This is a genomic window from Vibrio sp. MEBiC08052, from assembly GCF_001506075.1.
Lineage (GTDB): Bacteria > Pseudomonadota > Gammaproteobacteria > Enterobacterales > Vibrionaceae > Vibrio.
This window is the reverse complement of the sequence record NZ_KQ947475.1, coordinates 2,836,358-2,859,094: the sequence shown is the minus strand read 5'-3', so window position 1 is coordinate 2,859,094 and position 22,737 is coordinate 2,836,358. Positions and strand designations below refer to the sequence as shown.

General features: G+C 44.7%; 18 protein-coding genes. 8 read left to right on the top strand and 10 right to left on the bottom strand.

The window, feature by feature from the left end; translation table 11 throughout:
- Nucleotides 1–54 precede the first annotated feature (54 nt).
- The 5 genes from VRK_RS12505 to VRK_RS12485 all read left to right on the top strand — a co-directional run bounded on the left by VRK_RS12505 (nucleotide 55) and on the right by VRK_RS12485 (nucleotide 7,379).
- Nucleotides 55–1,128, top strand: coding sequence for a DNA cytosine methyltransferase (locus VRK_RS12505; RefSeq protein WP_059121668.1), 1,074 nt, complete (start codon nucleotides 55–57; stop codon nucleotides 1,126–1,128).
- On the top strand, nucleotides 1,103–3,991 hold the full coding sequence (locus VRK_RS12500) for an ATP-binding protein (protein ID WP_059121667.1): 2,889 nt from the start codon (nucleotides 1,103–1,105) through the stop codon (nucleotides 3,989–3,991). Before VRK_RS12505 ends, VRK_RS12500 begins: the two co-directional genes overlap by 26 nt.
- Nucleotides 3,992–3,995: 4 nt before the next feature.
- A complete protein-coding gene (locus tag VRK_RS12495; protein WP_157371908.1) occupies nucleotides 3,996–5,720 on the top strand; it encodes a response regulator receiver domain in 1,725 nt (574 codons plus the stop codon).
- A complete protein-coding gene (locus tag VRK_RS12490; RefSeq protein ID WP_059121665.1) occupies nucleotides 5,717–6,136 on the top strand; it encodes a very short patch repair endonuclease in 420 nt (139 codons plus the stop codon). The genes VRK_RS12495 and VRK_RS12490 overlap by 4 nt, the downstream gene beginning before the upstream one ends.
- Before the next feature lie 223 nt (nucleotides 6,137–6,359).
- Complete coding sequence (locus VRK_RS12485) at nucleotides 6,360–7,379, top strand: alpha/beta hydrolase family protein (RefSeq protein ID WP_059121664.1); 1,020 nt, start codon at nucleotides 6,360–6,362, stop codon at nucleotides 7,377–7,379.
- A gap of 90 nt (nucleotides 7,380–7,469) precedes the next feature.
- On the opposite strand, the gene VRK_RS12480 is transcribed toward VRK_RS12485, so the two are convergent.
- The 5 genes from VRK_RS12480 to VRK_RS12460 form a co-directional block, all read right to left on the bottom strand.
- Entirely contained in the window at nucleotides 7,470–8,300 is an 831-nt protein-coding gene (locus tag VRK_RS12480; protein ID WP_059121663.1) for an ABC transporter permease, read from the bottom strand.
- Nucleotides 8,301–8,320: 20 nt separating this feature from the next.
- Entirely contained in the window at nucleotides 8,321–9,400 is a 1,080-nt protein-coding gene (locus tag VRK_RS12475; RefSeq protein ID WP_059121662.1) for an extracellular solute-binding protein, read from the bottom strand.
- Complete coding sequence (locus VRK_RS12470; protein WP_059121661.1) at nucleotides 9,400–10,431, bottom strand: ABC transporter ATP-binding protein; 1,032 nt, start codon at nucleotides 10,429–10,431, stop codon at nucleotides 9,400–9,402. The genes VRK_RS12475 and VRK_RS12470 overlap by 1 nt, the downstream gene beginning before the upstream one ends.
- The gene (locus tag VRK_RS12465; protein WP_059121660.1) at nucleotides 10,431–11,207 is read right to left on the bottom strand and encodes an ABC transporter permease; all 777 of its coding nucleotides are present in this window, start codon (nucleotides 11,205–11,207) and stop codon (nucleotides 10,431–10,433) included. Before VRK_RS12465 ends, VRK_RS12470 begins: the two co-directional genes overlap by 1 nt.
- Before the next feature lie 80 nt (nucleotides 11,208–11,287).
- Nucleotides 11,288–11,944, bottom strand: a complete 657-nt coding sequence (locus VRK_RS12460) for an SLOG cluster 4 domain-containing protein (protein WP_059121659.1) — start codon at nucleotides 11,942–11,944, stop codon at nucleotides 11,288–11,290.
- A 98-nt stretch (nucleotides 11,945–12,042) separates the two neighbouring features.
- Between VRK_RS12460 and VRK_RS12455 the strand changes: the two genes are divergently transcribed.
- The gene (locus VRK_RS12455) at nucleotides 12,043–12,807 is read left to right on the top strand and encodes a DeoR/GlpR family DNA-binding transcription regulator (protein WP_059121658.1); all 765 of its coding nucleotides are present in this window, start codon (nucleotides 12,043–12,045) and stop codon (nucleotides 12,805–12,807) included.
- Nucleotides 12,808–13,093: 286 nt separating this feature from the next.
- Here VRK_RS12455 and VRK_RS12450 read toward each other — a convergent pair whose 3' ends face one another.
- Complete coding sequence (locus tag VRK_RS12450) at nucleotides 13,094–13,954, bottom strand: SMP-30/gluconolactonase/LRE family protein (RefSeq protein ID WP_059121657.1); 861 nt, start codon at nucleotides 13,952–13,954, stop codon at nucleotides 13,094–13,096.
- Between the two features lie 277 nt (nucleotides 13,955–14,231).
- Between VRK_RS12450 and VRK_RS12445 the strand changes: the two genes are divergently transcribed.
- The gene (locus VRK_RS12445) at nucleotides 14,232–15,173 is read left to right on the top strand and encodes a bifunctional helix-turn-helix transcriptional regulator/GNAT family N-acetyltransferase (RefSeq protein ID WP_197413101.1); all 942 of its coding nucleotides are present in this window, start codon (nucleotides 14,232–14,234) and stop codon (nucleotides 15,171–15,173) included.
- A gap of 487 nt (nucleotides 15,174–15,660) precedes the next feature.
- Nucleotides 15,661–17,088 carry a PTS transporter subunit EIIC gene (locus tag VRK_RS12440; RefSeq protein ID WP_059121656.1) on the top strand — a complete coding sequence of 476 codons (1,428 nt, stop codon included), beginning with the start codon at nucleotides 15,661–15,663 and terminating at the stop codon, nucleotides 17,086–17,088.
- A 275-nt stretch (nucleotides 17,089–17,363) separates the two neighbouring features.
- On the opposite strand, the gene VRK_RS12435 is transcribed toward VRK_RS12440, so the two are convergent.
- The 4 genes from VRK_RS12435 to VRK_RS12420 all read right to left on the bottom strand — a co-directional run bounded on the left by VRK_RS12435 (nucleotide 17,364) and on the right by VRK_RS12420 (nucleotide 22,705).
- Entirely contained in the window at nucleotides 17,364–19,856 is a 2,493-nt protein-coding gene (locus tag VRK_RS12435; RefSeq protein ID WP_059121655.1) for a glycoside hydrolase family 31 protein, read from the bottom strand.
- 10 nt (nucleotides 19,857–19,866) lie between these two features.
- Nucleotides 19,867–21,180 (bottom strand): TRAP transporter large permease, encoded by a 1,314-nt coding sequence (locus VRK_RS12430; RefSeq protein ID WP_059121654.1) that lies wholly within the window; start codon nucleotides 21,178–21,180, stop codon nucleotides 19,867–19,869.
- A complete protein-coding gene (locus VRK_RS12425) occupies nucleotides 21,153–21,665 on the bottom strand; it encodes a TRAP transporter small permease (RefSeq protein WP_059121653.1) in 513 nt (170 codons plus the stop codon). The genes VRK_RS12430 and VRK_RS12425 overlap by 28 nt, the downstream gene beginning before the upstream one ends.
- 65 nt (nucleotides 21,666–21,730) lie before the next feature.
- Complete coding sequence (locus tag VRK_RS12420; RefSeq protein ID WP_059121652.1) at nucleotides 21,731–22,705, bottom strand: TRAP transporter substrate-binding protein; 975 nt, start codon at nucleotides 22,703–22,705, stop codon at nucleotides 21,731–21,733.
- Nucleotides 22,706–22,737: the final 32 nt, after the last annotated feature.

Genomic DNA, 22,737 nt, shown 5'->3' with positions numbered 1-22,737 from the left:
GCTAGTTGTTGGCTTAAAATAATCCGTTAAGGTTTAAATTAGTGAAATAAATAAATGCCGATAAGAGTTTTTGATTTTTTCTCAGGATGTGGCGGTACCAGCCGGGGGTTCCAACAAGCAGGACTGGAGCTTACGCTGGCATTGGATTTTGATGCCGATGCCGCCAATACTTTTCGGCTCAATTTCCCTCAGGTGACTTTTCTGGAAGGTGATATCCGGGGAGTCGCAGAAGAAAATATTGCCGACAAAGTCGAGTCTATCCGTGGTCCTAAACTTTTCTGTGGTTGTGCGCCTTGCCAGCCGTTTTCAAAACAGAATACGGTCAGGCCTGAGAATGACAATCGTGTGATGTTGCTGGCCGAATTTCAGCGTTTCGTCGAACGGTATCAGCCGGAATATATCTTTCTGGAAAATGTTCCCGGAATCCGGACCAGTACGAAAGTGAATCCATTGGAAGGCTTTCAGAAAACGCTCGGTGATATGGCATATTTTACCGATTCCGCGATTATCGCCGCTCAGGATTACGGCGTTCCGCAGCGCCGGAGACGTTGGGTGCTTATCGGTAGTCGGTTGGACGAAGTGTCGATTCCTGCGGCGACGCACGGGGAAAATACGAATCGTAGGTATGTCACCGTTCGGGACACTATCGCTCGTTTTCCCGCGATTGCTGCCGGAGGTGAGCATCCGACGATTCCGAATCACAGAGCCGCAAGATTAAGTGAACTGAATTTATTGAGATTGGCTCACACACCTCCTGAACAAGGAAGAGAAAACTGGCCGGCACACTTACAACTTGAGTGCCATAGAGATTATAACGGTCACTCTGATGTATACGGACGGATGCGGTGGGAAAATGTTGCGACTGGTCTGACGACTCGTTGTATCAGCCTGTCCAATGGTCGATTCGGTCATCCCGAGCAGCATCGGGCCATCAGTGTCCGCGAAGCGGCTGCAATCCAGACGTTTCCCGATGACTTTATCTTTACCGGTTCCTTGAATGCACAAGCCAAGCAGATCGGCAATGCCGTTCCCGTCCGGATGGCGCAAGTATTCGGCGAATATTTTATCGCACATTATAATCAATACCGAATAAGGGATGAATATGGCGAAGTTCCGCACCAAGGCTAGGGCGGTTGATCACTTGGGTAAAGGACAGATAGCTGATTTACCCACGGCGATCTCCGAGTTATGGAAAAATGGCTATGATGCCTATGCTGATCAGGTTTCTTGTGACTTGTATCAGGTCGGTTATAAAGATGTCCAAGAACCGATACTCACGCTGTCCGATGACGGTTTCGGCATGTCGAAAGATGAGCTGGAGAACAAATGGATCGTTCTCGGAACGGATTCGAAGACGCGAGGCTCGTTACCGTTGACCGAAGAAGAACGCTTGGGTAAACCGCCGAGAGTGCCGTTGGGTGAAAAAGGGATCGGCCGTCTGTCGATTGCCTATCTCGGCTCGCCGATTCTGATGATCACCAAGAAACAAAACGGCCCTGCTTATCTGGTTTATGTGGACTGGCGTATTCTGGAAAACTATAACCTTTATATCGAAGATTTCGATATCCCGATTATTCCTCTCGATACATCGCAAACCATTAACCGGCATCTTGAAATTTTAACCGAACTGTTTTTACCGAATCTCTCTTCCGGCGATTGGTCCGAGCATCATGAATTGGCTGAGCAAATTCGTCATGACTTGGATAATAAACGACTGCCGCAGTTTCTTGATAAAGAAATACAAGAGCGTTTTGTTGAACCGGAAGAGCACGGAACTTTTTTTGTCGCATTTAATCCTCATTCTGGTCTTACAATAATTAAGGCGGATGAATTAGAAGCTACAAAAGCGAGTGAAGAGGTAAATTATCTACGAACTTCTTTAAATGGAATGACAAATGCGTTTAAAGACGAACAACCAATTGTAACGTCATTTCGTATTCATCATGAAACCGGTATGTATGATTTGGTTGGTAGAGCCCGCTTTTTTACGTCACATGATATGTATCATGGTGATCACTGGCTCAAAGGTGAATTTAATGATGAAGGTGAATTCAAAGGAAGTGTACAAATCTATAATGAAAACTATGAGTTTTTCTTCAAGCCAAATAGAGAACCAGGGCTGACACCTTATGGACCATTAAAAATAGAATTGGGGTGGGTAGAAGGTCTTAGTAAGTCTTCAAAACTTGCGAGAGAAAAATACGATATTTTAAATAGAAAGCTGAAATTTTTCAGTGGGCTTTATATTTATCGAGATGGTTTTCGGGTACTTCCATATGGAAGATTGGAATATGACTGGCTTAAATTTGAGGAGAGACGTACAAGGAGTGCTGGTTATTATCATTTCAGCCACCGCCGAATGATGGGCTATATTGAAATATCCCGGGAACAAAATCCGAAACTCATTGATAAAGCTGGTCGGGAAGGATTTGTTGCAAATAAGGCCTATCATGAATTGCAACGGGATTTAATTGAGTTTTTTATTGATGTTGCTGTCCGTTTCTTTCGTTTTACCCCTAAAGATGAAGAGCCAACATCCCGAGAACGTCAATTCTCGGATGTTGAGAAAAAGAATAAACGATTACTTCAGCAGGAAAAAAGAAAGAGCAATATTACACTGACCGGTTTTAAACGAGATATTCGGGATAATGCAGAACCGTTGAATCATATTGAACTTAGCAGCGATGTAATAAAACAAGGGCTATTGGATCAGTCGGCCAAAGATAGTATTGAAATCCATCAGGTGGAAGATCTGCTTCAAGAATTAGATGAAGTCAAAGAAAGTTTAAGAAAACTTAAATTGGTGAAACCTAGAAGAGTTAACATAGATGCATCTCTTCAGAAAAAATATATTGAATACTGTGCCAAATTTGAAGCGGCCGGTCAGATGATTGCAGAATGTGAAAGCGTTGCGGAACAGCTTCGGGCCAGTTTTTCGATTGAGACCCTCGAAAAAGAGTATGAAGAGAAAGCCAAATCGCTTCGTTCATCATTGGTACGGCAACTACAAACCTTCCGGCGTCGAATCCTGAATTCATTGCAACCCATCGTTGAAACCGTCGATTTGGATCTGGTTCAGGTGCCCGGACGATTCGATATTGAGAGAAGTAAGCTGGAACGGGCGATCGGTAAGGAACGGCAGCATTATTCGTTGTTGCTGAAAGAACTGGAAAAGACTTCGGACTCATTTTATCAAGAGCAGGAAGAGCGTTATTTGCCGTTGGTGACTCATCTGGAAGGGCTGGATGTCGATGTCGATGATGATGCTTTGATCCTCTGGTACAAAGAACAGTATGAGCAGATAGAAGAAAAAGTCGAAGCGATGCATGAACTGTCTCAGTTGGGCATGGCGATCGAGATTATCGATCACCAGTTTAACGTGTTGTATGCCGAAATCGGGAACGGGCTACAGACGCTGAAACCGCTGGTCGAAAATAACGATGAATACGAGTATGGTTTCAAACAGTTGCGCTCCGCTTTTGAGCATCTGGAAACCAATCATCAATTGTTGGCTCCTCTCTATCGGACGACGCGGCGCTCACGTAGTGAAATCAACGGAAAAGAGCTGTGTGAATATCTCGGCCGTTTTTTCGAAAAACGGTTTAAGGAAAATAACATCACGTTTATTTGTGATTCATCTTTTGAAAATCATCAGTTCTTTACTTTTGATTCGGTTCTGAAACCCGTTTTTATCAATTTGATCAATAATGCGATGTACTGGCTGAAATCCGTCGCAGATCGGACGATCCGGATTAAAGTGAAAGACGGCAAAGTCTTGGTACAGAACAACGGCCAGCCGATAGATGATTTTTATCTGGAAGAGATTTTCAAACTCTTCTTTACCCGTACACCGGGAGGTCGGGGAATCGGTTTGTATCTGGCTAGGACGAACCTCCACTCGATTGGCTTTCAAATTACGGCATCCAACGACAGAAAATATAACGAGCTGAAAGGGGCTTGTTTCGTCATCGAAGAACTGGAAGGAATGTAGAATGGTGCAATTTTCTCAGGTCGCAAAAGAAATTATAACAAATACGATTAATGCGGCTTATTGTATTGATGACGAATTCGTTGAACCCTTTACTGAGCCACATGAAAATTCGGACATAGACACGACTCGTGACCTCTATCGGGCATTTCAAAACAAAAACTGTGCACTGGATATCGGTCGTTTTCAAGGGATTGAATATTGGCAGGAGCAGCAGAAGAAAAATTTGAAGACGAAAGATTTGCTGGTTTTGGACTGGGAATTATCTACCGAAGTCCCGAAGTATGAACCCGCATTGAAAATACTTCATGATGCAATTCAAACCGATACATTGCCTTTCGTTTGTATCTATACTAATGCCGGTAGTTTGAGCGATGTTGAAGATAAATTGATTGCTTATTTCTGTAATCCACTGGCTGAAGAACAAGGTAATATTGAAGAGCTGAAGGATACTTTTACAGAGAAAGTAGATGAGTTGTTGGGACAAGATTATTACTTTGGTGAAGAGGAACTAAGCTGGCTCATTGGCCTTTCTGATAAAGCATTTGATGCTCATAAGCATAAGTCTAAACAGGAGCTGCTTCATAAAGAAATTAAGCGTGCAATCCATCAAAAGCAAGACGATCTTGGAAGGGATTTATTTCGAGCACTGAAGACAGCATCTAGAGAAATTTTTTCTTTAGAGCTATGTGATCTTCTACTTGGGCTGAATATTGTCGGGAAAGGAGAGTTAAGCACTGTTCTACCTGAAAAGATTGATGTGGATATTTTTGAAACGCAGAACAATATACATTGTCTTTTGGTCGATTCGACCGTGGTCATGGTTTTGCACAAATCGAAAGATGTCCAGAAAGAGGCTGCCGTTTCTGCGGATGACCTATTTGGAAAAATTGCCGAAATCGTCCATGACCGACCGAATAATTTTATGTCTTTGTTATCTCTTGAATACCGGAATTTTTATCGGGATAACGCCAAATCTTTGGGGAAAGAACTGAATCAAGTCAAAGATGATGCTTTCTTCTGGCATCAGCGTTCAGTCTCTTTAAATCCCGGCGATGATCAGGAATTCGAGGCATTTCTCAAAGAGTTTTGGCGTTCGGCCTTATCAGGAAACTGGGATAGTTTCCGGCCTGAAATGTTGAATGTTCTCAATGAGTACAAAAAAATTAAAAACATCGATAATTCTTTAGCCAGTCATGCCCAAAATCAGGGAAAAGCGTTGGAATCGGATTTGGCATTTCTGAATAAGAAATATTCTATATTACGACTGAAACCGGAATGTTCCGACCGATTACATTTCGGAGATATTCTCAAAGGTGGAGATAAATTCTATCTATGTATTACGGCTCACTGTGATTGTTTGAGGCCGGATAAGATCCGTGATAATTATATGTTTATTGAGTCGGCTAATAAACGTTCTCTGACCAAGGGATTACAAGCCGGAGATACCGATTATCACTCCTTTATTCGGGATCTTGATGGAAATCTAATCAATATAGAATGGAGAGCACGACCGTTTACTATTTATATTCCTAAAGACAAGATTAATACGGAGGGGGAAATCCCGGTAAACATATCAGGTAGAAAGTTGTCGTTTCGATATGTGTGTACGCAAAAAGAAAATTACACGCAACGTATCGCCAATCATACTTATAGTTTTGCCAATCGGGTCGGTATCAACTTTGCCAATTTGAAAGGTATTTCATCCGGAGATACGAAGACCGACTCATGAAAACCGAGACTGACGATCAGCGAAGCAAAATGATGGCTTCGGTCAAATCTAAAGGGACCGATATAGAGCTGATCGTCAGGAAGTTTCTCTTCGGACACGGTTTTCGTTATCGACTGAATGACAAAAAGCTACCGGGTTCTCCTGATATCGTGCTGAAAAAATATAATACGGTGATTTTTGTGCATGGTTGTTTTTGGCATCAGCATCCCGGCTGCAAGAAGGCGACTATCCCCAAAACGAATCGTGATTTCTGGGTTGAAAAGTTTCGGCAAAACACAATGAGAGATGAAGCGGTACGAGATGAGTTGGAGAATCTCGGATGGCATGTATTGGTCGTATGGGAATGCCAAGCTAAAAGTGAAGAAATACTGTTGGGTATTCTTTCTCAAGTATTACCTATTAGAGAGCGGACTTAGTATAAATCTTTATTTCTGGTCTCGTTTAATCGAAAACGGTACTGTAACATCCCCTAATTAGTTGCATCCATCATTAGAGTTTTCAAGGAGGTCATGCTCAGCACAATTACTGCCTATTCCATAGACGTTACAGATCAAAATAAAATGAGAGGCAGCTTCGTGTCCTGATGTATATTTCAGGTTTGAGTGAGTGCAATGAGATGAAAAGAGGTCGAGGAATCTGATGATTAAATATAAGTGGCAAAAATCTCTTTTATTGTTGGTGGTTTTAATCTTTCTTTTCATGGTGTTCCGTTTTTTGAATTTTGGATTAGAAAACACTGGCACTCAGAGAACGTTATCTTTTACTCATGGCAGTGACGTTTTAAGTGGAACACTGATCCTTCCTCCTCATGTTGTTTCCCCTCCATTTGTTGTCTTAATTCACGGAGATGGACCTCAGGATCGCTGGTCAAACGGAGGTTATATCCCATTGGTTCGTTTTCTCGTATCAAATGGTATTGCTGTTTATTCTTGGGATAAGCCGGGCGTTGGCCTTAGCTCAGGCAATTGGTTCGCTCAGACTATGTTCGATCGTTCGGTTGAGGCAGCCACAGCGATGAAACAACTTAGAGAACTGCCTGAACTGAGAAATAGTCGTGGAGGGTATCTTGGTTTTTCTCAGGCGGGTTGGGTTGTCCCTAAGGCTAGTCAGTTAACCAAAACTGATTTTGCTGTTCTTGTCGGTGCCGCAATCAACTGGCGAAGCCAAAGCATTTACTACACCGGAGAACGACTTAAACTAGAGCATTACTCTGTTGACGCTATAAGAGAAGCTCAGAAAAGAGCTGAACTGGAATTTAACGAACAATTCAGCATCGCAAAGGCTAGCGAACCTTGTGCCTCCATTTGTACCAGAGCAGATTTTGAACGACGTAATTCACAGTCTGATTCAAGGAAAGATATATCTGAGATGCATACTGCTACCTTGTTGCTGATGGGAGAACAGGACAGAAATGTCGATCACACTGAGACGGTTGACGTTTGGCACAGACTGCTTCCCCGTGATGTATCTCGATGTATAAAACAGTTACCTAACGCCACTCACGGTCTTCTCCGTAGCGAACTTTTTGACTATCAATTGTCATCTCAATGGCCTGTATGGAAGGAATACCTGTTTGTGTTATTAGGTCGTTACTCATATTCACCCAATGCTTTCAATATAATGGCTCATTGGATTAAAGATCAGCAATGCCTGAATTAGTACCAATTCACAGGAGCCGTTGTGATTCAAACCATATCGTCATTCAAACAATAGAGTAAATGGATTTTTAACGATTTGATTTATATTGAACTATGACGAGCCTGTGAATTCATAGCGACGTTTAAACCATTCTGCCAGATAAGTAAACGCAATACACAGGGCGACCAAAACGATAGATAACATGCCTACGACCGGGAAATCGGTCCCGCCATCAGATATTTTACTGTAAAGCGTGAGAGGTAATATATTCAGTTGGGTGCCGGACAGCGCTAATGCCGTACCATATGCTCCGAGTGCAACCGAGACCATGACACATAGTGAAGTGATCATCGCCGGGTAAAGCTGAGGGATAAATATGTAACGGTAGCTTTGCCATTTTGAAGCACCGAAACTTTCGGAAACCTTAATTTGCTGCCAGTCAAAATTTAACATGACGGGGAGCAAAATAAATACGGCTCTGGGGATCAGGTAGTAGCAATATGCCAGCCCCAGACCAAAGGGCGTAAAAATCAGATTACCGAACACGGATTCCGGGACACCGACATGCCCGAGTAATTGCGTTACAAAACCAGCTCTTCCGAAAGTGAGAATAAAACCATAGGCGACGATCAACCCGCTAAAGACTAATGGGAGAGCGATACCCACGCTTAACCACTGTCGGACGACAGGGTGGCACTGGCTTAAAAATCGGGCGATACACAAGGCAACGGTGAGAGATCCTGCTGATGTAGTTAGTGCAAGTAAGAGACTCCCTTGGATACTTCCCACGAGGTAGCTATCAGAAATCATGCGATTGAAGGTTTCGAGAGGCGCGGAAAGCGCCTCAGAAAAGACTAACATCACAGGAAAAATGAAAAACAGGCCGTAACCAAGCAATCCGGGAGTGACGGTGAGCCAACGAACCCATTTTACAAGTTTCACAGTTTTATCCTTAGTTATGATTAGTGAGTGAGGACAGCTTTCGCCCACAGCTTATCAAGTTGTGGTTTGATTTTAGCTGCGGCTTCAAGGTCCAGAGGGTGAATCTGGGGCGCTCTCACTAACTTATCTTGCACTGATTTTGGCAGGGGCATCTCTGTCAGTACCGGGCGAACAAATCCCTCAGCAAAAATTGATTGTCCCTTTTCAGACATCACAAAATTCAGCCATAATTTTGCTGATTCAGGGTTAGGACCATTTTTTACCATTGAGATGGCGTATGGTGCGGCAAGCGAGGCCTCTTTGGGAATGATGACTGCGACGTTCTCGCCCATACCATCTTTCATCATTGCTTTCAGGCCATCGTTTTCATAACCAATCCAAATCGGAATTTCACCTTTAACGAACTGTGCGTATGGTGTGGTTCCTACCACTCGCAAAGTATTACCCATGGTTTTTAAATGGCCGAAGTACTTCGCGCCAGGAGCAACATTGGACATATCACCGCCTTGAGCGTCATTCGCTGCTAAAACAACAACTTGCCCCTGACCAGTCGTTCGGGGATCTTGATATACGATGCTGTTCTTGTATTCGGATTTCTGTAAGTCGGCCCAAGAGGTCGGCACGTGTTTAACCAGTTTTTTATTCACCAGAAACGCCACATTTAAAGTATGAATGGTGAACCATTTGCCATCCGGATCTTTAAAAACCTGAGGAATTTTATTGAAGTTAACGGGTTTGAATCCACTCAGAAGATTTCGCTTACTCGCATCAATCGCTGACGCGCCAAAGTAGTATGCAGTATCGGCTTGAGGGCGATGTTTAGATTTCTCCAGCGCAACAACCGTTGCTGCCGACCCTAAATCATTGTAAACAATTTCCATCCCCGGATAGCGCTTTTTGAATGCTTTAAACATCGAGCCCCAGTTCGCCCAAGTCGGGCCGGTATCAAATGAAATCACCATGCCTTCTTTGGTGGCTTTGTCGTATTGAGCTTGTTCCCCCGGGTACAATTCCGGGCTCTTTAGTGCTTGAGCCATACTGCTGCACACTGGTAATAGTGCCAGTATGGTTGCCGCGAGCGTAGTCTTGAAAGATTTCATCAAAAGTCTCCGTTTTCAATCACATGAACCGATTCGGCAGGAATGGCGATTCGGGTTAAGGGTGTCGTTAAATAAGGGGTATATACATCAAGAGGTTGACCACTGACGCGTAGTCGGTAAGCCATGGTATGGCCGAGAAATTGCTGTTGTTCGATCGCCTCTACAGCAAATTGGTTGGGTGCTGTTATATCCGGTGCCGCAATAATTTGTTCCGGTCGGATCACTAACTGAACGGACTGATCTGCCATCAAATCTGTTTGTGGTAAGCGAAGATCACCCAACGAAGTTTTGATCAGGCCGTTTTGTGCTGTTGTGCCGGATAGAATATTGGCTTTACCGACAAAGCGAGCAACTGCGACGGAATTGGGGCGGTGATAAATCGTCAACGGCTGACCACATTGCTGAATTTGACCATTTTCCATCACCGCAACCTGATCGGCCATGCTCATGGCTTCTTCCTGATCATGCGTAATCAAAAAGGTCGTGATATTGAGTGTTTTTTGGATTTTGACAATTTCTTCGCGCATTTCCTGACGGAGGGAAGCATCAAGTGCCGACAGGGGTTCATCCAGTAGCAAGGCTTGCGGTTCAAAAACCAAAGCGCGAGCCAGTGCCACACGTTGTTTTTGTCCTCCGGAAAGCTGGTGAGGCATTCGGTTTTCCGTCCCCCCAAGACCAACCAGCTCGATCATCGCCATTGCTTTCTCTCGGGCATTGGCCGTTTTATTGATTTTGAGCGGATACATGACATTCTTTAAGACGTTGTAATGCGGAAAGAGTGCATAGTCCTGAAATACAATGCCAAGACGGCGTTGCGAACACGGAATGCCCGATTGATCTTGGTGATGAATGATAACTTGTCCGGAATTTGGCTGTTCAAATCCGGCCAGAAGTTTGAGTAACGTGGTTTTTCCACAGCCACTTTTACCAAGGATAGCCAGTAATTCACCATTGTTAACCGATAACGAAATATCATGTACACCGACATCACTGCCGGGATAAGTATAAGAGACCGAGCGAAATTCAATCATTAGCTGTGACTCCTTGCATCTGACCAGTGAGGAAGACTGGAGAGTAGTGACATGGCTATTGCCAGCACCAGTAAAATCATCGTGGCGGCACAAGCAAGCCCTGTCGCGCCATAGAAAGCCTGCAGTAACAAGGTGGGGTAAGTCCGGTTCATAAATCCGGCGATGAGGTTGCTGAGTTGAAATTCACCCAATGAAATCGCTGCTACCGTCAAAAGGCCGGTCAGTAGTGATTGCGATGCCAAAGGCAAAAAGACGGTGACAAAACGCCGGATAGATGATGCGCCGAAAGACTGCGCGACTCGATCCAGACTTTTGAGTGGTGACTTCTCAATATCCGCCGACAGGCTGAAGAAAAAATAAGGGAATGTCAGTACCCAGTGGCCAAGAATCAGGACCCACGTGGTGCCTAGCCAAGGCAGCGCATCTGAGGTGAAAGCAAGGATGAAACCAAAACCTATCACCAGTTCTGGAACCGCTATCGGCATGAGTGCTGACATGCGAGAGAGCTTATTTAATCGCAAACTATCCGTTAACTGGAGTAAGTACACCACCGGTGTTACCACCAATAAATTGACCAGACAGACGGCGATACAGACCTGCAGGCTCATCAATAACGCATTACGATAAGCGGTTGACTGCAATATCTGAATATACCAGTCGAAGGTAAATCCGTTTGGCAGCAGGGTATTGACCCAACTTTGTCCAAAGGAGCCGACTGCCAAAAGGAGAATCGGTAGCAACAAATAAATAATGTAAATAGACGTAATCTTTTTCATGACAACAATCGTTCAATTTGATTGTTTGTGATCATGATGCTGTGCGATGACATTTTGATTACGTATTGTTTAAGGTTTGTTTATGACGCGATCGCGGGTTCATTGAATGACAGGTCACCAAATAAGATGTTGCATATATTGGTCACAATGGTCTCAAGATCTGTGTCGTATCGGGCGCCTTTAATTTGAGGTGCGTCGCAGGTGGCAAATACCGCTTTATCGTAATGCAGGCCATAGGCCATTTCCGTCAGAGTGCCGTAACCGCCGCCAACCGCAATCAGGGCAAAAGCTGTCTGAGCGATTAATGAGTTTCTGGTTGGCCCCATATTGGTGACGACTGGGATGGTCACGTAAGGGTTCGCTTCCAGCCAATTATCTCCGGGAAGCAGAGCGATCGATTTCCCACCTGCCTGATAGACGCCTTTACAAACGGCTTCCATTGAACCGTTTCGTCCGCCGCAAATGACACAAAAGCCAAGACTGGCAAGCATATGCCCAAGGGTCTGTGCGCATTGATATTGAGCGTCTGTCGCCTCTTTGGGGCCAATCACACCGACCGGGGGTATCTGAACTTCATTGGGAAAGTCGCGGATGAGTTTTAGGACCTCTTGCTGACTCAGACAGTCTTTAAGCGCAAGGGCGAATGCGCTATCAGCATCGATAAGACGAATCAGTGTCGCTTTACCATTACAGTAAAGACGGTTGGTTTTTATTTCGAGTGAAAACAATGTATTCATGAATTTTTTATGACTCTTAAGCAGAATAAATCACAAAGGGAGTGAATTTTGGTAGATTTGAGCATAAATGTTCATTATGACAATTTGGAGATCATCACTTGTCCCAAGTCCGACACCAGAAATTATTAGAAATTGTTCGTCAGCAGGGGTATGCCTCGATCGAGTTTTTAGCCAAAAAGCTGGACTGTTCGCAGCCCACCATTCGGCGCGATCTGAAAAAATTGTGTGATGAAAATCTCTTGCAGCGTTTTCATGGCGGGGTTACTGAGGCGGATACCGACGTGCGGTTGGGGTATCGATTTAAATCTGAAATGATGACGGACGCTAAATCGGTCATTGCTAAAGCAGCGTTAGCATGTCTGGAACCGACGGAGAGCTGTTTTATTGATACGGGCACAACTTGTGACCGGGTGGCATCGGCGATGGCGCTGTTGCCCGGGAGACAGATTATGACTCATAACTTATCTGCGGCCATGATTTTTGCAGCGCATGGGAGTGAACATAATGTGATTGTGACCGGCGGCACTTTGCGAGGTGCTGATGGCTCTCTGACAGGCGCGAAAACCTGCGATGAAATTAGAAGTTATTTCGCAGACTGTGCGTTGATTTGTGCTTCCGGTCTGGATTCATTGGGGAATATATTAGATTTCGATATGGAGAAGGTCGCTGTGAAAAAGGCCATGATGTCATCCGCAACACGCAGTATTTTGTTGCTTGATTCATCAAAATTTCGTAAACGTGGTGCTTTAAAAGTCGCTAATCTTTCTGAATTTGATCTTTGTATTACGGATATCTGGCCAGAGCCTGATTATCAAGCGTTGTTTAAAAAGGCTGGCACGGAATTAGTCGTTGCCGGGGACTGAATCATCGTGCTGTCCGGAAGGCCGTTCTCTCGATGTTTTCGGCCACAAGACCTCACGAATCCATCATTTTTTCCCGCTCCGATGATGATCGTCGCATGGTTCGGTGAGTGATGGTTTCGTGAGTAGAAGCCGTCGGGATGTTGTGACTTAACCTCTCACCGGCTTTCCCTCTTTCCCTGTTGAAAGCTCACTTCGGAAATTCATCTTGTGAGCATGACCCCATGCGTCTTTTGATTCCATTTGTTTTCATGTTCAAGCAATCAGTTACCTCGTATTGTGTTATTTCCTATCGCAATTTGACTGCAAAACGGCTTTCCGGCAAACCGGGGGAAACCGCTGACACTGCTTTTAACAATGCGCCGTCATATTCAGAAGGTGTTGAGAGTCCCACTCGTGCGCTGGTGCAGTACAAGGTCGCGAAATTCTCTCCACCGAGAACCGGGCAGGTTGTCTGAACGGCAGGGGAGGTCAGGATGAAGTCAACTGTGCCATCGGGACGGTAACGGACAACCCGGCTTCCGCCCCATTTTGCATTCCATACGTAACCCTGGGCGTCTACACATGAACCATCCGGTTCTTCTGAGCCCTCTGTCTCCGCGAAAACACGCTGATTTTTGAGCGAAGGATAATCGCAACAGAAAATCCGACCCAGTTTTGAATCTGTGTAGTACATGGTTCCGCCATCCGGGCTGAAGCAGATACTATTAGGGATGAACACTTCAGGGAGTGCCAGTGTTTCGACTTCCAGAGTGTCGGCATTCAGTCGGTGAAATTTTCCCACCGGCTGAACGGGACTCCCTTCATCTATGGTACCAAAAACAAAGTTGCCGGCACGGTCACAACGGCCATCGTTGATTCGGGTTCCCGGCGCCCCCGGTGATGCTACCACCGGGTTAAATGTCCCGGTATTCAGATGATAAAAGCCGAGCTGGGAGACCATGCCCATCAGCAAAACGTCAGCCTGGTCGGTGAGTGCAAACGAGCCGAGTTTTTCCGGTAACGGCCAGCGCCTGACAACATGATTATCCACTTGCATGGCAAGCAGTTCGCTGCCTTTTATATCTGTCCAGTACAGGCTGCGCGTGTTCTCGCACCAGAGCGGGCATTCTCCCAGCGCATTCTTGACATCGGCTGCAATTGTAAACATGTAAATTTCCTTTGAATAAAAGTCAGCGTTGATCCTTTAACGTCAGGCTTGCTGAGTGTCTTGTGCAGAAACCCCGAAAAAGATTGGCAAGGTCTTCGGTTTATCGTTCAGCAACTGACAGTCATAACGCGTTTGACGCATTGAGTTGCTGTTCAAGCACCATAATATGGTCTCCTTGCGCAAAACAGAAGCCGTTTGAATCGTGTTTTTGTTGCAACGAGTTGACATATCTATTTATTGACCATATTGTTGTACTATACAACTAAATGGGGCGAGTATGATTTCAAATTCAGATATCGATGCGATTCGTGCATCATCACGACAGCTGGTTCGACAGCTCGGATTTATGGGCGGGCCATTTGCTGGCACAGATTTATCGCCTTCTGCCGTGCATGCTTTAATGGAGATCGAAAATGGTGAGTGTGTCACTGCGCGTTATTTAAGTGATTGTCTTCAATTAGAAAAATCATCTGTCAGTCGGATGTTACGCAAGCTAATGGCCGCCGGGGATATTCAAGAGGAACTCCATTCGCATGATGCCAGAAGTAAACAACTGAGACTCACTCCGGTTGGACAAAAACGGGTCGCAGCCATACATGCGTTTGCACAACATCAGGTCATCGAAGCACTCAAACATCTTAATCGGCAGCAAGAAAAGACCATTATCGATGGGCTTCAGTTGTATGCGGATGCTTTATCCGGCCGATTGAGTGTAGCCAATCATCGCCCTGAAATGAAAATATCCACGGGGTATTGTCATGGCCTGATCGCCCAAATAACGGCAATGCATAGCACTTATTATTCAAGAGAAACTGGCTTTGGGCAGCCATTTGAATCTGCGGTCGCAAGCGGGCTTGCGGAGTTTTGTGGCCGTTTAGATCATGCTCACAATGAAATATGGGTTGCCAAACTGGGCGAAGAGATTGTGGGTTCAATTGCCATTGACGGAGAAGATTTAGGTCCGGGGAAAGCCCACTTACGCTGGTTTATTGTTGATGACAAAGCCAGAGGAACCGGTGTCGGCCATCAACTTCTGACGGCTGCTTTAGCATTCGTGGATGCATCGGGTTTTGATGAAACGCATCTGTACACCGTTGAAGGGCTGGAAGCTGCGCACCATCTCTACGAGAAATATGGTTTTTCACGTGTCGAACAATATATTGGTGAGCAATGGGGGAAAACAATGAAAGAGGAACGCTTTATGAGGGCTCGCCCTTAATTTGTACATGCAAAACAGTTACGACTTGATCGGGAAAATGTGTTGAAGATGTGGTTTCGGCGAGCAAATGCCTTGAGCTGATTAATGCATCGGTCGGTGAAATGAGTTAGATGATGTTGCAGATTACTTCAGCGTCACACGAACAGTCTCATGTAACTGGTTTCTGAGACTTAAATCAATTACCTGATCCATATCACAATCGCAATAGTTCTTGATTGTTTGATTGAATCAGAGAAGGTAAAACGTGTTTATATCGGATTGTTACTGTATCTCATGCAGGCAAAACCTGACACAAACGAAGTGAGAGATCTCTTTCAAGTAACTTCGGGTGGTCAGGTTTTTTTATTATCGGTTTTTGAATTTTAGGATTGTTACCGTGAAAAGCGGGCAAAACCTGAAAGGGTCGTTCATTGAAATGTGAACATACTCTTTCAGGTTTTTTTTTGCTCTCCGGTATGTGAATGATAAATAATGTGAGGCTTACTTTATGGCTTATGAAAAACTTGCTGCCGAGATAGTTGAGGCTGTAGGCGGGGCTGCGAATATTGATAGTCTGGTCCACTGTGCGACTCGGCTGAGATTCAAGTTGCTTGATATGTCGGCTGCGAAACGGGAGCCGTTGCAAGAGAATCCGGCAGTGATTGCTGTGGTGGAAAGCGGCGGACAATTTCAAGTGGTGATTGGCAATCATGTCGGTGATGTGTTCAGCGCGATCCAGTCTTTTTTGAAACATGGCGGGGTTTTGCCAAGTGAGAATCCAGAGAAGGCAGAAGCGGCAGGAAAAGAAAAACAGGGTATCCTGAGTACGTTTATTGATATTGTTTCCGGTATCTTTACACCGCTACTGGGCATTATGGCGGCTTCGGGGATCCTGAAAGGTTTGCTGGCTCTGGGGGTTGCGACGCAGGTCCTGACGACAAGTAGCGGAACTTACCAGATTTTCAATGCAGCCAGTGATGCGCTGTTCTTCTTTTTCCCCATCGCTCTCGGGTATACCTCCGGGGTGAAATTCGGTGGTAATCCATATGTGACGATGGCGATTGGCGGTGCGTTAGTCCATCCGTCGATGATTGCAGCTTTTCAAGCTCAGCAATTACCCGATGCCGCCGGCATCGAATTTCTCGGTATTCCGGTTACATTCATGAATTATGCTTCTTCGGTCATGCCGATTATTTTTGCAGCGTTTGTGAGTTGTAAGCTAGAGAAATTCTTGAAAAAGTACATGCCCAGTGCTGTCACGAATCTGTTTACCCCCCTGTTGTGTATTATGATTACCACGCCGCTGACCTTCTTGCTCATCGGTCCGGCTGCAACTTGGGTCAGTCATCTACTGGCGAGTGGATTCGAATTCATTTACAGCGCCAGCCCAATGATTGCCGGGGTGGTGATCGGTGCTTTCTGGCAAGTGTTCGTAATTTTTGGCCTGCATTGGGGCTTCGTACCCATTATGATCAACAACCTAAGTGTGTTTGGCGCTGATACCATTGGGCCACTTTGTCTGGCTGCGGTACTGGCACAAGCCGGTGCAGCATTAGGTGTTTTCCTCAGATCTCGGGATCCGAAAACCAGAGCGTTGGCAAGTTCTGCATTTACTACCGGATTGTTCGGCATTACTGAACCGGCGATCTATGGAGTGACTTTACCGCGTAAGCGTCCGTTTATCTTCGGTTGTGTCGGTGGCGCGCTTGGCGGTGGGATTATTGGTCTGTATCAGACTAAAGTCTTCTCATTTGCACTGCCCAGTATTCTGGCGTTTCCACAATATATTCCCTCGACAGGCGTGGACGCATCCGTCTGGGCTGCCATTGTGGGTTCAGTGGTCGGTATTGCCATTGCTGCGACACTGACTTTCTTCTTCGGTGAACCCCGTGACGCGAAATCTGCTAATCCAGTTCCGGCATCGGTTGCAAAATAGGAGGAGAGAGGTGAGTCTGGCAAAATGAATTTGTGTTTTTCGATTCAATGTGATGGATGGCGTGATTGAAGTGCCTGAAATATCACAAAGCATGACTCACCTTTTTATGACGTTGTAACGTTGTTGACTGTGAGCACTCTCTTGGCGGCAATGTCATCATTTGGAGATGGGATTGAGTGCATTTGCCTCAATCCTATTTTATGCATTGGGCTACCGGTAAATCAGGCCTGTCGGCCTGATACAGAATTATCAACGGTCTCGTTTGAGCAGCGGAGTTAGTCTTCACCACATCCGACTAAATCAAACTTTTCAAAACTGACTTTGAGTAATCTCGGCTGATAATTATTGGGATATTTGATTCTGACCGTGCTATCTGAGTTCTCATAAAGCCACCCAAATTCTGCTTTCTCAAACTGCTTTCGGTTCATGAATTGAGGGATAACTTCATTATCTAACGAACACCAATAAGCCCCTTTTTCAACATTGATGACTTGCCATTCAAAGTGTTCAATGGCGGTGGGATAATCGCCTTCAGGAGTAACGGCTATTTCACAAACGGAGTCATATTCAACATTGATATCGAGTTGATAATACCGGCCCTGTTTATAATCGTTCGTTAATCCGTCATCATCATAATAGATATGCTGAGAGGTCTGTGGCGCGAGGCTGAGATGCAAAACTTTGGTATGATCTTTCATCGGGTTCTGAATGTCGCGGGTCCATGTAACTAAGCCGCCTTCTTTCAGATACATCGGGATCGTCTCTTCATCAACCGCAATGGTAATCCATTGCCCACCGGCATAACGTTCATGGGTATACCAGTCATACCAATTACAACCGGCAGGCAGGTAGATGTGACGTTCTGTCATGCCTTTTTTCATAATCGGTGCAACGAGAATACTGTCACCGAACATGGCTTGATCTGCAATACCATAGGTATTGGGATCCGATTGAAAATCGAACATGAGCGGTCTGAGAACCGGTTCGCCGGTCTGACTATGCTTATGGAACATGGTGTAAATATACGGTATCAGGGAGAGACGTATTTGTAGTGCCCGACGGATTTGAGGGGTTACATCGTTATACATCCAAAGTTCAGTCACGGTATTATCGGTGCTGGCAGAATTGACGCAGAAACGCGGGTAGAAAATACCAGCCTGCGCCCAGCGCATCAGCAGCTCTTGTTCTGGTTTTTCCCGGGTAAAACCACCGATATCAACCCCATGATTCCCGGCACCGGACATGCCCATCCCAAGGATACACTGGAAGCCGTAATCAATATCTTCCCAACGGGATTTATTATCACCTGCCCATGTCTGAGCATAGCGCTGGATACCGGCAGAGCCGGAGCGGCTTAAGACAAACGGACGAACAGAAGGGCGGCTTTCACTCAATACTTCTTGTACCGCTTTTGCCATGACGGTCGGCTGAACGGCTTTCAAATGAGCGGCAACGCCACCGATACCATCAAAGTCGCATTGTGCCATCCGGTCATTGATTTCATATTCACAGTTATCGTTCCAGAGCATTAAAGCGCCATGGTCGATCAACTGTTCTTTGGCGTGTTTTTTCCAGATTTCACGGGCTTTCGGGTTGGTAAAATCAACAAAAGAGCCTAATCCGCCCCACCAGTTATCGACATAGGGCTGTTTTCCCTCTGCATCCATGATGAAGCCGTTCACCGCGGCAAAATCCTGATATAGCGGATGATCTAACAGAATGCCCGGTTTGGTATTGGGAAAAGCCGGGCATCCCTTATCATTTAAGGTTTCAAAGAAGCGTTTTGGATCGGGAAATCTTTTATGGTTCCAGGTAAACACAAAACGACGCCGATCCGCGGCAGCGGTATAACCCGAAGCGAGTTGGAATGCGCTGGTCGGAATCCCTTCATCTAAACCTTGTTCTAAAAATGAGAAGTGTCCTTCATCACAGTCTTGATCTAATTCAGCGTAGTACATCGTTGAAGCGATATATCCGAGGCTGTATTTGGGGGTTAAGATCGGGCGGCCGGTTAAGTATGTGTAGCGATCAATCACCTCTTTCAGGCTCGGGCCATTGATAAAGAAGTAGTCGATATCACCGCCATCGGCTTTAAAGTAGTTATACTCTTTCCAGTAACCTGAGCGTTCACATCCCATGAAAAACTCTGATTCGAAAGTATTATGGTAGAACAGGCCGCTTGCATATCCGGTATCCCCGTCAACTTTCACGTAGAACGGGATATGTTTGTATAAATTCGTCGTTTGCGGTGAATGGTTGTGGCCAATCGCATCTTTTGGGCTTAGTGAGATTCGATGATATCTCTTATTCAATGCACCGGTGGATTCCCCAAAGCCGTAGAAGTTATCGTTGTTTAATTCCGTATAGTGATAAACGCGGCCGAGATGATCTTGTTGTATATTGCGGCCTGCCAGATCAGCATGAATTTTGTGACCGTTCACATCAGTGATCATCAAACTGAACACGTCTTTTTGTAATGTAATATGCATTGTTGAAGTCGATAGAATATATTGATTCTCTTGCTCATCAATATTGACATCGATACCAGCGATCCGTTCTCTCTCTTCGCCTAAAACATGATCAAGCTGATCTTCCCATGCGGTTTTGGTTAAAATATAAGATGCTTCTTTAAACTCACCGGAAAAATCGGCACGGAGACGAAAAATATCCTCGGTTAAAAAATATAGCCGAATATCACTTCCTTCCGTTTTTATCAGGAAATAATTATGTTCTTTTGATAAGGATAGTAATTTATTGGTCGTTTTCATTTTAAATCCTTTACTTCACCAGGCCGAATAATTCAGGAATAAACATCGATACTGCGGGTATATAGGTCACCATTGCGAGTACGACTAAAATTGCAAAAAACATGGGGACTAAATATGGTGTTGCTCTTTCGATCGACACATCACCGACGGCACACCCGACGAATAACACTGATCCAACCGGAGGGGTGATTGAACCGATACCGAGGTTAAAAATAATCATCAGCCCGAAGTGAACCGGATCCATACCGAATTGGTTGACACAAATCGGCATTAAAATCGGTGTAAAGATTAAGACTGCCGGTGTCGCATCCATAAAGACCCCGACGATGAGTAATACAATATTGATCACCAAGAGGAGGATAATTTTGTTATCGGTAATTGAGAGCAGCAAGTCACTGATCATTTGAGGAATCTGAGAGAAAGCCATCACCCATGACATAATGGACGAGGCCGCAATGAGAAATAATATAATTCCCGTCATCAAGGCGGTGTCCATGACAACATCAATTAAGACTTTTCTGGTTAAAGTTTTATACACCAGCGCCAGTATTAAGCTATAGACGACGGCAATCGCAGCCCCTTCAGTTGCTGTAAATGCACCACCGACAATCCCGCCGATAACAATGACAATCAGAAATAATGACGGGACGGCATCTGCGATGATTTTTAATACTTGTGACAAGGTTTCGGGGCTATTTTCAACGGGTAGATTGTCGCGTTTCGCAAAGTAATATGCGACTAACATAACGGCTATTCCCCAGAGTAGCCCCGGAATCCAGCCTGCCATAAATAGTGCCGCAACAGATGTACCGCCTGATATCAGTGAAAATAGAACTAACATCCCGCTCGGTGGTATCAGTAACCCCGTCGGTGCGGAAGCAATATTGACAGCGGTAGAAAAGCCTTTATCGTATCCTTTCTCCTTTTGAATCGGAGACATGGTGCCACCGATAGCCGCACAGCACGCCATTGCCGAACCCGATAAGGTGCCGAACAGCATATTTCCCTGAACATTTGCCATGGCTAATGCGCCGGGGAGCCTGCCTCCCATCAGTAATGCGAGATTGATGAGACGTTTGGCAATACCGCCACGATTCATGATGTTGCCCGCCAGCATGAAAAACGGAACAGCCAACATACCGAAACTATTGATGCCCCCGAACATTTTTTGTACGCCCTGAAAGGCCATTTGTTCTGGCTCGATAATGACCATTGCCGATAAAGCAGAGGAGATCCCAATACTGATCGATATTGGGACGCCCATAAATAGCAATAAGAAAAATACGGGCAACATAATCAGCGCGACTTGCATGGTGAAGTCCATTCGCCCTCCTTATCCGAAGATATACTTTTTAATACATCGTTTAAATTACAGATTTTGAAATAAACGGATAAAATACCGGATATTGGCATGACACTGTAAACATAGGATAGAGGGATTTGCATACTATCACTGTAACTACCGATACCAATGCTAACTAATTTCCATCCGCCATAGATCATGATGTAAATAATAAATCCAATGACTAAAAGACTATTTAATATTTCAATCGTACGTCTTTTATTTCCGGTAAACTTGTCTTTTATGATATTTAAAGACATATGTTTGTCAGTTAATCCAAACGCATATGGTGCCGCGATAAAAGTCATCCAAATCATGATATATCTTAAGGCTTCATCAGTGAATTGTGCCGGGTCGTTTAAAAAATACCGGCTGACAACTTGCCATGTTGCTATGGCGACTAATAAAACAAGAAATACCGATAATGTAGAACGGATTACTTTTTCAATAAATAATCTAGTCTTCATATATTTTCCTGTCATTCATCATGGGTGGCATCATGATTGATGCCACCTTTCTGATATCGAATGAATTATTTACTTTCGATTTTATTTAAGTAATAGGCGATTCTTGGATTTTTTCTGGCTTTGACATACATCGGTTCGACCAGTGCTTTAAATGGTTTTTTATCGACCTGATTGAATTTCACATGGAGTTCAGTCTTCGCTAAATCTAATAGTCTTTGTGACTTCTCTTGCTCAAGCTCTGCCACTCTTTTGGTATATTTTTCAGAAAGACTTGTCATGATCTGTTGTTGTTCTGGTGTTAGTTTCTTCCAAGAACGGTCAGATATAACAACCATATCAGGCACCATAAAGTGTTCGTCAAATGAAAAATATTTAGCTACTTCACCGTGTTTTGCTTCAGTCAATAGAGTATGAACCCCTTCCGCGCCATCAACGATGCCTTGTTGTAAACCGGTATAGATTTCACCGAAAGGCAGTGGCGTTGGCGTTGCGCCTAACAGCTGGATCGTTTCGATAAAAGAGCGACTGTTCGGCACCCGAATTTTTAAACCTTTTAAATCTTCAGGCGTATAAATTGGGCGTTTGGAGTTATAAAAGCTGCGCGAGCCTGCTTCATTCCATGCAATAGCTCTGAAGCCGTTTTTTTCGGTTTCTAAGTACAGCTCATCTTTAATCTTATTCATGGCAGAATACATATCTTCTCTGTCATTAAACAGATAGGGGAGCGTCAGCAAACCATAGGTTTTATTATAAGACTCTAATGTTATCGGAGACGCCCGGACAATATCTAGAATCCCCATTTTCATTTGGTCAATGGCTTCTTTTTCTGTACCGAGCACCGAATCAGAAAAGACTTGGATTTTAACTTCGCCATGCGTTTCCTTTTCCAGCGCTTTTCCCATCTCTTTCATTGCGACGACCGTCGGGTGTGTTGCCCAATGGTTATCCGCAACTTTTAATGTAATGGACGCGTTTGCGACAGAGGCGATGGAGAAGAGTGCTGTTGAAAGTAGGGTAAGGGAAAGTGTTCTTTTTATCATCGTCTGGCTTCCTTTCACGTTATGTTCATTGT

Bases quoted from the DNA above. Each gene is read 5' to 3' on its own strand.
- VRK_RS12505 (WP_059121668.1), top strand. From the start codon at position 55: ATGCCGATAAGAGTTTTTGATTTTTTCTCAGGATGTGGCGGTACCAGC.
- VRK_RS12500 (WP_059121667.1), top strand. From the start codon at position 1,103: ATGGCGAAGTTCCGCACCAAGGCTAGGGCGGTTGATCACTTGGGTAAA.
- VRK_RS12490 (WP_059121665.1), top strand. From the start codon at position 5,717: ATGAAAACCGAGACTGACGATCAGCGAAGCAAAATGATGGCTTCGGTC.
- VRK_RS12485 (WP_059121664.1), top strand. From the start codon at position 6,360: ATGATTAAATATAAGTGGCAAAAATCTCTTTTATTGTTGGTGGTTTTA.
- VRK_RS12475 (WP_059121662.1), bottom strand. From the start codon at position 9,400: ATGAAATCTTTCAAGACTACGCTCGCGGCAACCATACTGGCACTATTA.
- VRK_RS12470 (WP_059121661.1), bottom strand. From the start codon at position 10,431: ATGATTGAATTTCGCTCGGTCTCTTATACTTATCCCGGCAGTGATGTC.
- VRK_RS12465 (WP_059121660.1), bottom strand. From the start codon at position 11,207: ATGAAAAAGATTACGTCTATTTACATTATTTATTTGTTGCTACCGATT.
- VRK_RS12460 (WP_059121659.1), bottom strand. From the start codon at position 11,944: ATGAATACATTGTTTTCACTCGAAATAAAAACCAACCGTCTTTACTGT.
- VRK_RS12450 (WP_059121657.1), bottom strand. From the start codon at position 13,954: ATGTTTACAATTGCAGCCGATGTCAAGAATGCGCTGGGAGAATGCCCG.
- VRK_RS12445 (WP_197413101.1), top strand. From the start codon at position 14,232: ATGATTTCAAATTCAGATATCGATGCGATTCGTGCATCATCACGACAG.
- VRK_RS12440 (WP_059121656.1), top strand. From the start codon at position 15,661: ATGGCTTATGAAAAACTTGCTGCCGAGATAGTTGAGGCTGTAGGCGGG.
- VRK_RS12435 (WP_059121655.1), bottom strand. From the start codon at position 19,856: ATGAAAACGACCAATAAATTACTATCCTTATCAAAAGAACATAATTAT.
- VRK_RS12430 (WP_059121654.1), bottom strand. From the start codon at position 21,180: ATGGACTTCACCATGCAAGTCGCGCTGATTATGTTGCCCGTATTTTTC.
- VRK_RS12425 (WP_059121653.1), bottom strand. From the start codon at position 21,665: ATGAAGACTAGATTATTTATTGAAAAAGTAATCCGTTCTACATTATCG.
- VRK_RS12420 (WP_059121652.1), bottom strand. From the start codon at position 22,705: ATGATAAAAAGAACACTTTCCCTTACCCTACTTTCAACAGCACTCTTC.